Origin of the sequence: Aliikangiella coralliicola, from assembly GCF_007004725.1 — a bacterium.
Lineage (GTDB): Bacteria > Pseudomonadota > Gammaproteobacteria > Enterobacterales > Kangiellaceae > Aliikangiella > Aliikangiella coralliicola.
On sequence record NZ_ML660160.1, the window covers coordinates 744,615 to 760,530 of the forward strand.

Genomic DNA, 15,916 nt, shown 5'->3' on the forward strand with positions numbered 1-15,916 from the left:
ATCAGAGTGGAATTTTTCCACTCTTTTTTTTACTTGTTGATTATCACAATTTTAAATGTCAGTTGTATAAGTTGAGGTTATAAAAGTCTTTGCAGTCTAGTTCTCAACTGCGTCACCTTTCGATTATTCTGGTTCCAGATATTCAAATGCCTTTATCACTTTGGTAACACCACTGACGTTACGCGCAACTTCAACCGCTTTCGCAGCCTCTTGTTCTGTGACTAGCCCCATGAGAAAAACTTCACTGTTTTCGGTAACCACTTTTATTTTTGAAGAAGGAAAATCATCGGTAAACAGCATTGAAGATTTTACTTTAGTTGTAATGTATTCATCATTTCGACTCGCGAAAAAAGAGACGGGGGCAGCTACTCGAATTTGATTTAGGACTTTATGGACTTTAGCAATCTTATTAATTTCGTCGCCAGCTTTTTGTTTGAGAGCGACCGTCGGCGCCTGACCAACCAACAAGACAGTACTATTAAAACTGACCACGCTGATATTAGTGCCCTCCCAAAGTTCTTCATTTTCGAATAGGGCGTTAAATGCTTTTAATTCAATATTTTGGTCTTCCAGCTGAGTGGGAAGCGTTCTTCGATCTTGTGAAGCCGCCGCGCCGGTTGCTGCACCAGCAATGATCAAACTGGTGCAACCGCTTAGCAGGCTGCAGCTAGAAATTAGTAAAACAATCAATATACGTGTCATTTAGCCTCCCCGAAAAGTGTATTATCAATTAAATCACACAAGCAATGAATAACAACCAGGTGAACTTCCTGAATGCGGGCGGTACTGTTTGAAGGAACTCTGATTTCCACGTCGTTTGCGCCAATCAATCCCGCCATTTCACCGCCATCCTTGCCGGTACAACTAATGATTAACATGTCTTTGGCGAGTGCGGCGCGCATTGCTTCAATGACATTCTGAGAATTACCGCTAGTGGAAAAGGCGAGCAATATATCTCCGGCTTGTCCAAGTGCTTTGACTTGCTTGGCAAAAATTTCGTTAAAGCTATAGTCGTTACCAATTGCGGTCATGGTTCCGGTATCAGTTGTCAAAGCAATTGCTGGCAATGGCGGACGCTCTCGTTCAAATCGGTTGAGCATTTCTGAAGAAAAGTGCTGTGCATCACCCGCTGAACCACCATTACCGCAGGTCAAAATTTTACCGCCGTTTAACAGAGTTGAGACCATCAATTCCGCGGCCTTTGATATCTTATCCGGAAGCGCATCAGCTGCTGCAATTTTGGTCTGGATGCTTTCGGTAAAAGTGTTTCGTATTCTTTCTATCATGTTTTTAGCCTGATTTTTTAACACCTGATTTAATTGGACTTAAGCAGTAAATGCATTCTTGATCCAGTTGTAGCTAAGTCGTTCTGCGCTGCCCTCAATGGCAAATACATCAAATCTGCAGCTGACTTTATTGGTTAGTTTTTTCTGTTGTAAATAGAAGCTGGCTGTTTGAATAATTTTCTTCTGTTTTCTTAAATCTACGCTGGCAACTGCACCACCGTAACTTGATTGTTTGCGGTATCTTACCTCTACAAAAATAAGTGTTTGTCCGTCACGAGCGATAATATCAATTTCTCCGAGCTTACATTGAAAGTTGTTTTCAACGATTAAACACTGAGACTTTTTTAGCTGAGTACAGGCAAATGATTCTAACTGAAACCCAAACTCGCGCTTATTCACTTTGCTAAACAATTCCAGTCCTAACTCTCTTAATTCATCATGTCTAATTGATATTGGAAGACTGAGGTTCCAGCTTATCTTGTTCGATATTCGCTTGGGTTTCGAGTTGTTTTATTTCACGTTCTTTGGTGACGTTTGGAATGCCACGGTTAAACTGAGCCCAGGTTAGAAAACGATGAACCAGCCCTAATTCGTCAACCGCGAGCTCACCGGCGAGGCCGTTCCAACGATATTCAGGAAATGCTTTCAAAATCGCCAGTTGATTAAGAATTCGATAACTGTCAAAGCCCAGTGCAAAAAAGCGACCACGAGCATCGAGTGCCTGCGGTTGAGTTTCCTTTAGCACAGTTCGAGTTTGTTCAAAGTCTGGTAACTCGCTAAGAAGTAGTGGAATATCAGGAAATTCAATACCATTAAGATCAATATCAGTTTGTGGTTTCTTCTTACCGGAATAAACCATAGAGGTTGCGATAACCGGCAGGTCATGGGCATAGTAAAAGTTGATAAAAGGTTTAATCATGCGCCCCATTGCCGGACTGGCAATCATGAAAATAAAATCAGCGTCCTGTCGACGGCGCATTTCAAATTCAAGGTTTCTGCCGAGCAATTGTTGTAAAGATTTTTTGCGACGCATACTGCTGTCCACGCCGAGTAAATGTTGTACTTCAGTTTTCAGTGACTTGGCATCTTTATATTTCTGAACTTCAACTAATTCGCCACCCATTTGCTCAAAATATTCTCTAAAAGTTTCTTCGGCTCTTTTTCCAACAGTGTTGTCCGGTAAAAATGCAATCGCTTTACGGTAGCCTTTTTCAAACGCGCGATGAGCTGACTGGATCGCTTCGTCTTCAACCGGTAAACCGAACTGAAAAACTTGAGGATGGTTATATCTTTGTTCTTCCATTCGATTGAGGGCGAGCATCGGAACAGGAAGTGACTCTTGGTTAAGCACTGTCTCAAGGGACTCTTTGGTTAAAGGTCCGAGAACGAAGTCCGCACCATCATCGATTGCCTGTTGATAGGGCGTTAGTGCTGATAACGAGCGAGCCGTGTCATAGAAACTTAACTTGGGCGCTACGTTAGCCGAATCTGATTGATAGTGAGCCGCGATTATACCGTCCTGGATCATCATACCAATGCTGGCGTTTTTCCCGCTGAGCGGCAAAAGCACTGCAATTCTTTGTGGTTTGTATTCTTCAGCAGCCACCGCTTTCTGTAGTGTTGCTGGTTGGTTAACTTGTGACGGGTGAAGCGGGTAGCGTTTTTTCCAGGTGTCAATTTCACTGAGCAGCTTCTGAGGGTGGTAACCCCAACGCTTATTAATGTACACGATTTCCAGCCAACCATTCATCCTCTGACTATTAAAATCCGTAATGAGTTGTTGCAAGAAATCAGTTTCAATTTCACTCAATGCCTGCCAGATTTTCTCGTTATTGGCTCTTAAAACCTCTGCGTCATCAATTAAGTCGTCTAACTCTATTCTAAGTTTTGCCGCTTCAAAATAATTACCATTTGCCAGATAGCTATCTGACAGGCTCTGGGCATAGCGTAGCTGCCAATGAATAGGTTTTGCCGTGGGCGATACAATTGTTTTTAGTTGGTTTAGCGAGGCTTCGTTTGCCTCCAGGCCGAGCAGTGTTTCGCCATAGTAGAGATGGAAGTCGTCCATCTGGTCTGGAGTCAGTAGTTGTTGATTGACCCGGATTAAAAGCTCCTGAGATTTTTCAAAGCGTCGTTCAAGCACAAGTAAACCGGAAGCTTGTACCAAAAGCGCACTTTTTCTATCGGGGTCAGCTTTTTGTGCCTGTTTTAACAAGTATTCAAGATTTTGCTGGTTTGAGGCTGAACTTAAAGAAGACTGTCGAGTTTGGGGGCCGCAGCCCTGCAATAATAGGACTATCAGCGCGAAACTCAGTAATTTGTTGCTTTGATTGATAAAATTATTCATTATCCGTTAAAAACTCCAATCATTTCTCGTCAAGGCGACCATGAACTCTAACCAATCTTACCAGCCGGCCAGTCAATCTTCAGGTATTGAATCACAGGGCGTATTGTATGTTGTTGCCACGCCAATTGGAAATCTTGGTGATATTAGTGATCGTATGCGTGAAATTCTAGCCATGGTTTCTCGAGTGGCCGCGGAAGACACGCGTCGAGCAAGGCAACTATTATCCCATATCGGTGTGAACAAACCATGCTTTTCGTTACATGAACATAACGAAAGACAAAAATTAGATTATATAGTTCAGCAACTCAGTGAAGGAGAGTCAATCGCTTTGATTTCCGATGCTGGTACACCGTTAATAAGCGACCCGGGTTATCCTCTGGTCACTGAACTTAGAGCCAAAGGGCTAAAAGTAGTGCCGATACCCGGCCCTTGCGCGTTGATCACCGCTCTATCCGCCGCCGGGTTACCGAGCGACCGCTTTATATTTGAAGGTTTTTTGCCTGCGAAACAGGGGGCGAGGCTTACTTACCTGAAAAATTTGCTCAAGGAATCTGGCACGATTATTTTCTACGAATCGTCACATCGCATCAAAGCGAGCCTCTCAGATATGCAACAGGTATTTGGTAGCGACCGACACGTAGTAATTGCGCGTGAGCTGACTAAGACTTTCGAGACCTTTCTAGATGGTGAATTGAGCGAAGTATCACAAATCCTTGATGACGATCCGAATCAATGTCGTGGAGAGTTTGTTGTCATGCTGAGAGGTGCAGCGAAAGCGAATGAAGCTTTATCAGTCGAGTCACAAGAGTTGGCTACTAAGCTGATTGAATATTTGCCGATTAAGCAAGCGGCGAAGGTAACTGCCGAAATGTTCGGCGATAAAAAAAACCAGATATATCAGTTTTTATTGTCTAACCAGCGTTAAAAGCCAGACCAATTGCATTCCAAGGATTTACCGTGCTTATTTAGGGTTTTGGCGTCAATTTGAGGTTGGAACAATTACTAGAAGTGGCGCTTGTAAAGCACAGAAAGATGAGCGTAATTATTACCAAAAGTGTATAAAAAGTGTCGCTAGAACTTTTCTTTTAAAATCTGGCACTCTAAGATAGGAGATCAACCTTTCAATTGAGTATTGGTTTGATTGAAAATAAGTATTCCTATAACTGTACACTAAGGCGGATATTGGTAGTAGGCACTCACGAAATATTTGGGTTTGAAATGTTTGAATTTGAAAAGCCCAGATTTAATGATAGCACTGTTAGCAAAAATGCTCTCAGTGACGGTACATGACTAGCGATTTTAACGGTTAATAATCGTGGCGATTAATAAAGAAGAGTAAAGAAACACTGATGAAATTGAAATCATTGCTTCTAATAATGTTGTTCTGTTGCGTTTTAGCTGCAGGCTTGCCGCTTTTCGTATTTCAAAGTATGCCTTTGAGTCAGAAGGAGCTGCAAGCAGAAAAGTTACGTTTAAGCCACGACAAAAAACAACGAAAAAACCGTTTCCTGGAAAAGTCTCCATCAGGAGCCGGTGCTTACCTGGCGAATAAAAGGTTTCCACGCACTAAAGACCATCTGACTCAACTGAATTATTCCCATAACTATGTTGACGCGATAAAACAAAAGCGTGAATTTTTTAAAGTTCATCGAGCGTTTACGGCTGAACCTTGGGAATCTCTGGGGCCTGACTTTGTTGGAGGACGAACGCGAAGTCTCGAATTTCACCCTGATAATCCAGACATTATATACGCGGGCGGCGTTTCCGGTGGTGTCTGGAAGTCCGTTAATGGCGGAGCCTTATGGACGCCTATTTCAGACGATCTTGAAAATATTGCCGTGGTCACCTTGGCCATAATGCCTACATCTCCCAATGTTGTGTTTGCTGGGACCGGAGAAGGTGTCTATGTCGGCCGACCAATTGTACGAAGTCGAGGTGTTGAAGGAAATGGAATCTACCGCTCTATCAACGATGGCCAAACCTGGGAAGCCATTTCATTTACCCTGAACAATCCTGACTTTAGATTTGTTAACAAAATAAGAGCGGCCGGGGACGGAACATTATTTGCCGCAACAGAACGGGGCTTATGGCGTTCGAGTAATAGTGGCGACACTTGGCAATTGCAGCTCGAGCAGAAGGATCGCACCGGTGGATGTCATGAAATTGAAATCCAGCCAGCCAGTAATCCTAATCGTTTATTGGTTTCCTGCGGAAGTTTTGAAGATTCAGCCGTTTACAAAAGTGACGACAATGGGGACTCCTGGCGTATTGTGATCGAAGAAGAATTTCAAGGACGCACTACAATCGCGTATTCTCCATCGAATCCAGCCAGAGTATATGCGCTATCTGCTCAAAACCAATTTGGACCTTACCCTTATGGATTAAATGGGCTTTATCGCTCAAACGATGGTGGTGATAGTTGGGAGCAGGTTGCTAGTACGAGTTCCGCTAATGTTAATAACAGAGCACTGTTATCAACTACTAATTACGTATTTGATTGTACCAATACCGGTCAGTATCAAGATGGACGACTGGCAGGGGGAGGTTGGTATTATAATCTGTTAACCGTTGACCCTACCGATGAAAATCGCATCTGGGTTGGTGGTCTTGATTTGTGGCGTTCGGATGATGCGGGCGAAAACTTTAGCCTGGGATCATTTTGGTGGGCGACTGAAGATAGGCCAAGTTATATTCACGGCGATCACCACTTGTTAGTTTACCACCCTGATTATGATGGTGTGACCGAACGTCGCCTGTTTGCCACTAACGATGGTGGTATTTGGCAGACATCGAATTCCACAGATATTTTGGCAAGCGATAACTGTAATCCAAACACTAGCATGGTTAACTGGCAAACGCTCAATAATCATTATGCGGTAACCCAGTTTTATCATGGATCAGTTTCGAGAGACGGGAAAACTATCATTGGTGGTTCACAAGACAATGGTTCTTTGTGGCGCTCAGCTAGTGGCGATTGGGAAGAAATCTTGGGTGGCGATGGTTCTTATTCTGCGATTGACCCGAAAGATTCGTCAACCGTTTATGTTTCGTCACAATATGCAAACTTGGCCAGAATAAAAATTCAAACTGGTGAAAATCAAGTCACTAATATTGGTGGTAGTTTCGATCAGCCCGGACTGTTTATTACTCCGTTCACACTAGACGCTAATGATAATACCCGATTGTGGCTCGCAGGACTGGCATTGTGGCGAGGAGAAAATAGTGGTCAGAGTTGGGTGAAGGCTAGTAGCGATGAATATCCAATGAATTTTATCGACGGCCTTTCAGCGGTCGCGGTGCAACCTGGAAATTCTAACCTGGTTATTCTTGGTGGAACCGATGGGCATATTTTTAGGCACACTGCCGCGCTCACTGGATCAGAAAATTTTGCGATGGAAAAAATTAAGATTGCAGATGGATATATTTCTGCGATTAACTTTGACCGAAATAATCCGCAAAAAGTCGTTGCAACTGTATCGACTTTTGGTGAACTTCACGCCTGGATGAGCAATGATGCTGGCGTAAGTTGGCAAGCAATTGATCAGCCTGGCAGTAGTGGGCTACCGGACTTGCCCGCTCACGATATAATCGTCGCTCCCCATGATACTAACACTTTATATGTGGCAACAGACATCGGGGTTTATGTGAGCGAAAATAATGGCGCCGAGTGGCAGCCGTTAACAACTGGATTACCCAACGTGCCGGCAGAAAAACTGGTTTATAATCGTTTCGATCTGGCGTCACATTTGTTTGTCTTCACATACGGCCGTGGTGCTTTCAAGGCACAATTAAACGATGTCACCAACTACCCGCCGCTAACCTTACAATCGTCTCCTGGCTTATCCCTTAATCAAAATGAGACAATAAGTCATGATGTATCTGGCTATTTTGATGATCAAAATGATGATGTATTGACTTACTCTGCTGATGGTTTACCGGCTGGACTTTTGCTAGGTTCTGAAGGAGTGATATCTGGCGCGACTAGCATGAAAGGCACTTTTACCGTGACGTTAATTGCCACTGACGGACAACTTGAAACAACTAGCGCACTCTCTATTACTGTGAGTGCAACGCAAAGTTCAAGCTCTGGGGGCGGTGGCAGTATACATTTTCTGTTATTCGTTTTAACTGCTATGATGCGAATGCGAACACATTCGCGCTAGCCATCTTGATTGAACGCAAAAAAATTCAAAAACCGAAACAGAATAAGAATAAATCAACTTTCACCAATAAACGATTGTGATTAATGTAGTTCTGTTAACAATTTTGGGAGTATTCTCGTGAAACAAACTTTACTATTGATTAGTTTCTGCCTCGTCATGGTTTTCATGTCGATGGCTGAAGTTAATGCGGCTACCCGTAAAAGCGATGTCAAATCTTTTACGCTGAGTAACGGAATGACAATCCTGGTTGTGGAAGATCAATCTATTCCCAACGCAAACATGTATCTTTTCTGGAAAGTTGGTTCACGAAATGAGGTTCCGGGAATTACCGGTCTTTCCCATTTTTTTGAGCACATGATGTTTAACGGTGCTAAGAAATATGGGCCCAAACAATTTGACAAAGTAATGGAAGCCAATGGCGGTGCCAACAATGCTTACACGACGGAGAATTTGACTGTATACACCAACTGGTTTCCTTCAGACTCGATTGAAGTTATGTTTGATCTTGAGGCTGATCGCATTCAACACTTAGCAATTGACGAGAAAATGGTTGAAAGTGAGCGGGGAGTGGTGACATCTGAGCGCTCTACCGGTTTAGAGAATTCCAATGTTCGGATGATAATGGAAGAAGTTAAAGGTGCTGCATTTCGTGCGCATCCATACAGTTGGTCGGTCATTGGCCATCAGTCGGATATCGATAGTTGGACACTGCAAGATCTGAAAGACTTTCACCGGACTTATTATGCGCCGAATAATGCATTTGTGGTGATTGCGGGCGATGTAAAATTGTCTCAAGTTAAAAAGCTCGCGAAAAAATATTGGGAACCGATTCCCGCTCAACCTGCGCCGCAAAAAGTAAGAACTGTTGAACCTGAGCAAAGAGGTGAACGACGAGTCTATGTTCAAAAGTCTAGTGTGACATCGCCAAATATAATGTTGGCTTATCATGTTCCTGCAACTTCAAGTGATGATTATTATCCACTTGAAATGCTATCTAACATTTTGGGTAACGGAGACAGCTCCAGACTTATTCGTTCATTAATTGATGAGCAACAGTTGGCGACCAGCATCTTTACTTATTTTCCAAAATCTTTTGACCCAAATCTATTCTATGTTTATGCAGTCGCTGCAAAAGATGTTTCTGCAGAAAAGCTAGAAAAAGCCGTGGTAAAGGAAATTAATAAAGTCATTAAAGAGGGAGTAACGCAAGGCGAGCTTGAAAAGGAAAAAAACAAAGCCCAGGTGAATTTTTACCGAACAATTTCAACGATTAATGGTAAAGCCAATACATTAGGAACTTATGCCTTGTACTTTGGTGATTACAGTAAATTATTTAGTGCGGTTGAGGATATGCAAAACGTAACAGTTGAAGATATTAAGAGAGTCGCCTCAACTTATTTACGAAAGAAAAATCGAACTGTGGGTATACTCGCAGCAGAAGAAGATAGTCAGGAAGAGGATTTATAAATGAAAATTATTACTTTAGGTATCAGTATTATTCTTACATTAATAAGTCCGCTGGTTTCTGCCGCGTTTAAGATTCCTGAATATCAATCTTTGAAACTGGACAACGGACTACAAATTTATTTAATGCAACAATCGGAAGTTCCTTTGATCGACGTACAGTTAACGGTTCGAGCTGGTGCGGTCGATGATCAGGGAGCATTCGGATTAGCCAATATAACGGGTGAAGCATTAATGTTCGGTAGTGGAAAACTGTCAAAAGTTGAGGTGGAAGACCTGTTAGCATTTCATGGTGCTGAACTTTCTTCATTTACCGATACAGAAATGTCTACCCTGAGCATGTCATTTGCAGCTAAAGATCAAAAAAAGTTGATGACACTTTTTCGAGATGTTGCGTTAAAGCCAACTTTTTCTGCTGAAGAGTTTACCAAGTTCAAAAAGCGTTATATCAGCCAGCTGACTCAAAGTAGAGAGAGTCCTCGAAATATTGTAGGCAATTTATTTCAAAGAATGTATTACGGCGAACACCCTTATGGTAATCCTGTTTCCGGCGATATATCGACAGTAGAAAAGATAAACATTAGCCATGTAAAAGACTTTTATCAAAAATATTATACGCCGAATAACAGTGCATTGATTGTGGTAGGGGACTTTAATGCCAAGAAAATCAAAAAGCAATTAAAGCAGTTGTTTGGACAATGGCGTGGAAAAGCGCCTGAAGATTCAGTGCTATCTTTAGTTAATAATAAAACTGAGTCAGGAGTTTGGTTAGTTGACAAGGATGACGCTAATGAAACCACATTTATGATCGGCGGGAAAGGCATTAACGCCAACCACCCGGACTATGTCTCGGCACAGGTGATCAATACAATTTTGGGAGCAAGATTTACTTCATGGTTAAATGAAGAGCTTCGAACAAATACCGGACTTACTTATGGAGCTCGAAGCGGTTTTTCTGATAATTCGACTGCAGGTAGTTTTACTATCTCAACATTTACCAAAACAGAAACGACTTTTGAAGCAATTGACTTGGCGATAAAAACTTATCACAAACTTTGGGAAAAGGGGATTGATGCGGAGACACTTAAATCTGCTAAAGCTTACGTAAAAGGCCAGTTTCCTCCTCGATTTGAAACTAGCCAACAATTGGCACGTTTGCTCGGCAGAATGTGGGCATTAAAATTGAGTGATTCAATTATCAATGACTTTCAACAAAAAGTAGATTCTCTTGATGTCAAAAAAGCTAATCAACTGGTAAAGCAACTGTTTCCAAAAGAAAATTTGCAGTTTGTTTTAGTTGGGAAAGCGTCGGAAATTAGAGAAAAAGCAAAAGCATACGGAAAGCTTAAAGAAATGAATATTAAGACCTTTAATTATTAATTGGTTTACCACTTAATACCAAATAAACTGAGACTCCACGCCATGTTAAGTGCTGGTAGTCTCAGTATCTTCAACACTACCTCTGCCTTTCTGGTCGGCTCATTTTAGAGGCGACAATTTTAGTTCGTCTTAGTCCTGAACGATAAACTATACTTTACAGCATGTACCGAGTGAGATCGTGCTGTACCACCTGTATATCAATTTTTAACTTTTTATTACTTTTTCATAGAGTCTTCCGTTTTGTTGAATGCTTTGTTCGAATGAGTTAAATCAAAGTGGAGAGGGGAAAGGAAAATAAGGTTAGTTTTGTCAATTGAGGTAGGGAGAGATATTTATGCGCTTACAATCTTTGGAAATGAGAAGTTTTTTATTCATTACGTTATTGCTATTTTCTTTGTTTTCATGGGCGAAAAGTACTGAAAAAAAAGCGTTCGAAATCGCAAAAGATATTTATTCATTTAGTATTGATGGCGAATATATTTCGATGTTCGTTGTCACTGCTGACGGTGTGATAGTGTTTGAAACGATGAATTCTGTACATGCGAAGGCGATGGTTAAAGCCATTAAAGATATTACCAGTCAACCAATTAAGTATGCTTTTCAAAGTCACAATCATTGGGATCATGCGAGCGGCGGTCAAGTTTTTTTGAATGAAGGCGCTATGACCATTGCGCACGCCGAAGCAACGGCGTGGATTGTCGCTAACCCGTATCAAGATATGGTGGCACCAAAGAAGTCGTGGAGCGGAAATAGAAAAGATTTTGAGCTAGGCGGAGTAAAAGTTGAGCTGCACTATCTTGGCATGAATCATGGTTTGGGCATGACAGTCTTTGTGTTACCTCAATCTAAAATTGCCTATATTGCTGATATTGTTACCCCAAATCGTATTATTTTTTCTGTTGTTCCAGATTTCAACTTAAGAGAGTGGGAGCGAAGCCTGAAGGAAATTTTAAATCTGAATTTTGATAAGGCAATCTTTTCCCATAACGAAAACAAAACACCGCTTGCCGCAGGAGGTAAAGAAGAGGTCGTTGCCCAGTTGCAATATCTTCAAGATTTAAGAGCTGGATTCTATGAACATCTGCGCAAAGGAACCAATCCTATGTTAATCCCAAAAACTTTGAAACTTCCAAAATATAAAGATTGGGTAGGTTATGATGATTGGTTAGAAATGAACATATGGCGAATTCTAGTCGACGAGTTTATGGGGCCTTTTCCCTGGCGGCCTGATAATTCGGGAAAATAATTAGAGAAGGGGTTATTATAAGACTAAGCGGTAACTGGATTGGCTAGCGTTTGGATGATTGAGCGTAAGTAATCAACATTTTCATGGTATCGCTCTAAGTCTTTCGTGCATTTTGAATTGCACTGGATGCCTTGAAATGAACTCACCAGAAATCTTGCTGTTTTTATTGGGTTAACATCGGGTTTGACACTGCCGTCTTCAATACCTTTGCGTAGTAAGTCGGCAATCTGATTACTCCAGTTATCGAAAACGCTATTGATTCTGAAACGAAAACCTTCATCATCGTAGGACATTTCCTGGCCAAGGTTGGTGAGAGGGCAGCCGATTTCCAGATTGTCTTCGCTCATTTCGCCATCAGGACACTCAAATGATAGAGAAATAATTTCGAGTGGAGTCGCTTCAGTTTCCAGCAATTTGTTCCAATGCTCTAGAAATACTTTGTGCAATAGCTCATCAACAACGGCATAACCTAAAGCTTGTTTATTGGGAAAGTGATGGTAAATAGCACCTTTAGTCAGCCCTGTTTTTTCAACAACCTCATCCACTCGCAGCCCTTTGTAGCCATGACGGTGGAGCAGATCTGCAGTGACTTCCAGAATCTGTTGCCGGGTTTGTTGAGGATTTTTTTTACGTACCATTTGAGCCTTTTGCGTGTCAGGTTAACCAGCAATTGCAGGTTAGCTAATATTAGTGTGTAAACTTCAAGCTACTGAATCACCATTTTATGGGATACCCTGCATTGCCGCAAGGTATCCCGACTTTTAAAGCGCTAGCGAATACGCTTTAAACTGTTACGATTGAAACTTGAATCATCAAGTCCAACTCGAAATTGATAGTTAGACCAAAGTAGTTCAGTCGTTTTCTCAGACTGATGATTCACCATCGACATTTTATGAGAACGCCAGTATTTTCCGAGATAATGCTGGTAATCAGAATAAGTCAACGTCTTAAGCAAATCGTTTTTTCGATCGTAAAATTCCGTTTTTAAAACTCTGTATTCCTTTTGATCTATCCACGATATCAGCTTTTTATAGCCTGAGTGCTTATAAGTTGGATAATACTCAATAACAAAAGTTTTTAATTCTCCTAAGTCTTCTTCCCTTAGATACTGGTAAGTGTATTTACCAACTTCGAATGAACTCAAGTCTTCGAACGCAAACTCACTCCCCATAAATGGGCCGGATTTATTGGAAGATGAAATCCGCTTCACACGTTTCAGCGCCGGTAAATATAGCCATTGATCATCCGGCGATACGATGTGAGAGTAGGACAAAAATGCCGTTCCCTTCACATCTTTCGGACTGTCAAAAACGGTCAGGCTTTTGTCTCCGTCATCCTCACCACCAACTTCCTTTGATTTGATGCGGATTTTTCGTTCGCTTTTTTCACCTTGTTTATTACTCAAGATCATTAGCATATCTGCCGTCGAATCTTGCCAACCAAGGTCTCTCTTATCGGCCTCAACTGCGATAGCTAAACCTTTTTCGGCTGCTGTCTGGGCGAAAGCACTAATTGGCTGTACTGATATTAGACTCAGTAGCAAGACGGTTAGGCTCTTGAACATTTCGTTTCTCCTTCTCATAGGTCAATAATAATGCGGGTAATAATAGGAAATCGATGAGTAGTGCGACGGTGATTGTTAATGCCGTCATCACACCCATATCGGAATTTAAACTAAAGCTTGAAAAAGTCATCACGCTGAAGCCGGCTCCTAACACTATCGTAGTGGTAACCAGCGCCTTGCCCACATTGGCAAATGCATAGCGAACAGCTTCTGTTGCTGACAATCCTTTTTCTTCGCGGGCTCTCAGGTATTTGCTGAGGAAGTGGACGGTATCATCAACGACAATACCCAGCGTCATACCGGCAACCATCGCAAGAGACATCCCCACTTGAGAAACGAAGATACCCCAAATTCCAAAGGCAATAATCGCTGGCACCAGGTTAGGTACTAATGAAACCAATCCCATTTTAAACGAGCGCATCGCGAAAATTAGCAATATGGAAATCATGACCAGGGCAATTGCTGTACCGCCAAGCATGCTGACAATATTTCTCTCGCCAATATGAGCAAACATTAGCGACGGGCTGGCGACGTCGAAATCAAAGTCTTTGCCATTGACAACCAACCAGGCACCCAATCGATTTTCCAAAGCAATCGTTTCCTTGGTTGACAGGTTTTTCGCAGTTACAACCACCCGAGTAGATGATTTCTTCACGTTAATCTGGTTGTTCAGATCGAGACCATAAGGTAATGACATCTCATACAGAAGTAGATATTGAGCTGCCAGTTCTCGTTCTTGTGGTAAACGGTAATATTCTGGATTATCTCCGTGCATATTTTTGTTCAGTCGAGACATGGTGTCGGTAAAAGTATTCACGTGAATCACTTCAGGTTGTGATTCAGCCATGTCAGAAAACTCCTCAACCATCTTCAAGAATTTTGGATCGCTAACAGAACCTTCACCACCGGCTTTCAAAGAAAACTCCAAAGTATAAAGACCGGTTAGATTCTCTAAAACGAAGTCTGTGTCCGTTCTAAATTGGACTGACTTATCGAAGTATTGAACCCACTCATCGTTAAGCTCATTTTTCGGTAGAAACGCCACTGTAACCAAGGTAAAAATAGTCATGCTCCACAAAAGATTTTTGCGGTTGTTGATGACAAAATTAGCTAACTTGTCCATACCTTGTTCTTTATCTGCTGGAATGATTTTCTGCTTTATGGGGAGAGCGAGTACCATTGCCGGAAGCAAGGTCACAGAAAATAAAAATGCCGCGGTAACACCCATTGCAACAATATTCCCCAGGTCATGGAATGGTGGAACTTCGCTGAAGTTCATACTTAAGAAACCAATTACTGTGGTGACACTGGTTAAGAAAATAGGTTGAAAATTGACGCGTAAACTTTCTCTCATCGCTTCAAATTTATTCAGTCCGCGATGGTACTGCTGTAAAAAGGTGACGAGTACATGAACTGCATCGGCGACGGCCATGGTCATAATTATCGTTGGCGCGGAACTGGAAGGTGGGGTTAACTTGATACCTAACCAACCGGTTATTCCCATCGCAGTAACGATTGAGGCGATAATCATTACCAGAGTCGCGAAGGTGGCGGTCACGCTTCTTAATAAGAACCCTAAAGTTAGTAGAACAACCATAAACATTAGAGGAACGATGGTGGCCATATCTTGTTGAGAAGCCACCTGAAATGCCTCATTCAGCATCACAAAACCTGTCATGTAAACTTCCAGGTGTGGAAATTTCTGCTCAAGTTGTTGTTTCAAATCGGCTGAGAATGTAGCAACTCGGTTGTTTTCATCCATTTCAATGCCAGGCAACTTAACGGTGACATTTACCGCGCCAACATGTCCTGATTCTGAAACCAGGCGATGAACCAGCAAAGGTTCATTCAAAGCCACGTTTTTGATGTAGTCAATTTCTGTTGGCGTGAGTTCAAGTTCTTCTCCCGCTAGATCAGCAACAATCAGATCATCTTCTTCTGCTTTAGTGTGTTGGTAGTTGGCAATCGAATCGACCCGTGTAGAGAAGGGGGTTTGCCAGGATTCATTGGTTAACCATTGAATTGCTTTGATGGTTTCTTTATTAAAAATATCCCCTTGCTTTGGCTTAAGCACAAAAAGGACGTTATCAGACTTTTCATAGGTATTTTGCAAAGCTTCATAAGCTTCTAATTGCTCATTGCCCTCGTCAAAAAACACTCGATAATCTGTGGTGAATCCCAGCTTTGAACCGCCGTAGCCAGCGGCACCAATAGTAAGCAGTGCAAGGATCAATAATAACCACCGATAACGAATGACAAGATTCGCTAATGTCGCAGACATTGTTATTTCCTCTTTTGAGTTTGATTAATTTAAATCAGTTTGGTTAGTTAGTTTTAGGTAATACCGACTAGTTGGTCTGTATAATACATACCAACTAGTATGTATGCAAGTTTAAATTGTTGCTCCAAGATAGAAATTTCAGGCTAATACAGGGAAACTAGATGCTAAGTTATTTAATTAAATAG

General features: G+C 41.9%; 12 protein-coding genes. 5 read left to right on the forward strand and 7 right to left on the reverse strand.

Annotated elements, in window-relative coordinates; all coding sequences use genetic code 11:
* Nucleotides 1-123: 123 nt before the first annotated feature.
* The 4 genes from FLL46_RS02745 to FLL46_RS02760 are packed head-to-tail and all read right to left on the reverse strand — an operon-like array spanning nucleotide 124 to nucleotide 3,633.
* The gene (locus FLL46_RS02745) at nucleotides 124-702 is read right to left on the reverse strand and encodes a BON domain-containing protein (protein ID WP_142891879.1); all 579 of its coding nucleotides are present in this window, start codon (nucleotides 700-702) and stop codon (nucleotides 124-126) included.
* Complete coding sequence (locus FLL46_RS02750; protein ID WP_142891880.1) at nucleotides 699-1,286, reverse strand: phosphoheptose isomerase; 588 nt, start codon at nucleotides 1,284-1,286, stop codon at nucleotides 699-701. Before FLL46_RS02750 ends, FLL46_RS02745 begins: the two co-directional genes overlap by 4 nt.
* Nucleotides 1,287-1,325: 39 nt before the next feature.
* Nucleotides 1,326-1,685: a YraN family protein gene (locus FLL46_RS02755; RefSeq protein ID WP_168204014.1), complete on the reverse strand. Its 360-nt coding sequence runs from the start codon at nucleotides 1,683-1,685 to the stop codon at nucleotides 1,326-1,328.
* Between the two features lie 43 nt (nucleotides 1,686-1,728).
* A complete protein-coding gene (locus FLL46_RS02760) occupies nucleotides 1,729-3,633 on the reverse strand; it encodes a penicillin-binding protein activator (RefSeq protein ID WP_142891882.1) in 1,905 nt (634 codons plus the stop codon).
* Nucleotides 3,634-3,673: 40 nt separating this feature from the next.
* Between FLL46_RS02760 and rsmI the strand changes: the two genes are divergently transcribed.
* The 5 genes from rsmI (at nucleotide 3,674) to FLL46_RS02785 (ending at nucleotide 11,886) form a co-directional block, all read left to right on the forward strand.
* Nucleotides 3,674-4,558, forward strand: a complete 885-nt coding sequence (gene rsmI, locus FLL46_RS02765) for a 16S rRNA (cytidine(1402)-2'-O)-methyltransferase (protein ID WP_142891883.1) — start codon at nucleotides 3,674-3,676, stop codon at nucleotides 4,556-4,558.
* Nucleotides 4,559-4,982: 424 nt separating this feature from the next.
* Nucleotides 4,983-7,796, forward strand: a complete 2,814-nt coding sequence (locus tag FLL46_RS02770; RefSeq protein ID WP_142891884.1) for a putative Ig domain-containing protein — start codon at nucleotides 4,983-4,985, stop codon at nucleotides 7,794-7,796.
* Nucleotides 7,797-7,913: 117 nt separating this feature from the next.
* Nucleotides 7,914-9,263: a M16 family metallopeptidase gene (locus FLL46_RS02775; RefSeq protein ID WP_210418579.1), complete on the forward strand. Its 1,350-nt coding sequence runs from the start codon at nucleotides 7,914-7,916 to the stop codon at nucleotides 9,261-9,263.
* Nucleotides 9,264-10,640 (forward strand): M16 family metallopeptidase, encoded by a 1,377-nt coding sequence (locus tag FLL46_RS02780; RefSeq protein WP_142891885.1) that lies wholly within the window; start codon nucleotides 9,264-9,266, stop codon nucleotides 10,638-10,640. It abuts the gene before it with no gap.
* Between the two features lie 334 nt (nucleotides 10,641-10,974).
* Nucleotides 10,975-11,886 (forward strand): MBL fold metallo-hydrolase, encoded by a 912-nt coding sequence (locus FLL46_RS02785; protein ID WP_210418580.1) that lies wholly within the window; start codon nucleotides 10,975-10,977, stop codon nucleotides 11,884-11,886.
* Nucleotides 11,887-11,909: 23 nt separating this feature from the next.
* Here FLL46_RS02785 and FLL46_RS02790 read toward each other — a convergent pair whose 3' ends face one another.
* The 3 genes from FLL46_RS02790 to FLL46_RS02800 form a co-directional block, all read right to left on the reverse strand.
* Complete coding sequence (locus FLL46_RS02790) at nucleotides 11,910-12,524, reverse strand: TetR/AcrR family transcriptional regulator (RefSeq protein ID WP_142891886.1); 615 nt, start codon at nucleotides 12,522-12,524, stop codon at nucleotides 11,910-11,912.
* A 131-nt stretch (nucleotides 12,525-12,655) separates the two neighbouring features.
* On the reverse strand, nucleotides 12,656-13,450 hold the full coding sequence (locus FLL46_RS02795) for an outer membrane lipoprotein-sorting protein (protein WP_142891887.1): 795 nt from the start codon (nucleotides 13,448-13,450) through the stop codon (nucleotides 12,656-12,658).
* The gene (locus FLL46_RS02800; RefSeq protein WP_142891888.1) at nucleotides 13,395-15,731 is read right to left on the reverse strand and encodes an efflux RND transporter permease subunit; all 2,337 of its coding nucleotides are present in this window, start codon (nucleotides 15,729-15,731) and stop codon (nucleotides 13,395-13,397) included. The genes FLL46_RS02795 and FLL46_RS02800 overlap by 56 nt, the downstream gene beginning before the upstream one ends.
* Between the last annotated feature and the right edge of the window lie 185 nt (nucleotides 15,732-15,916).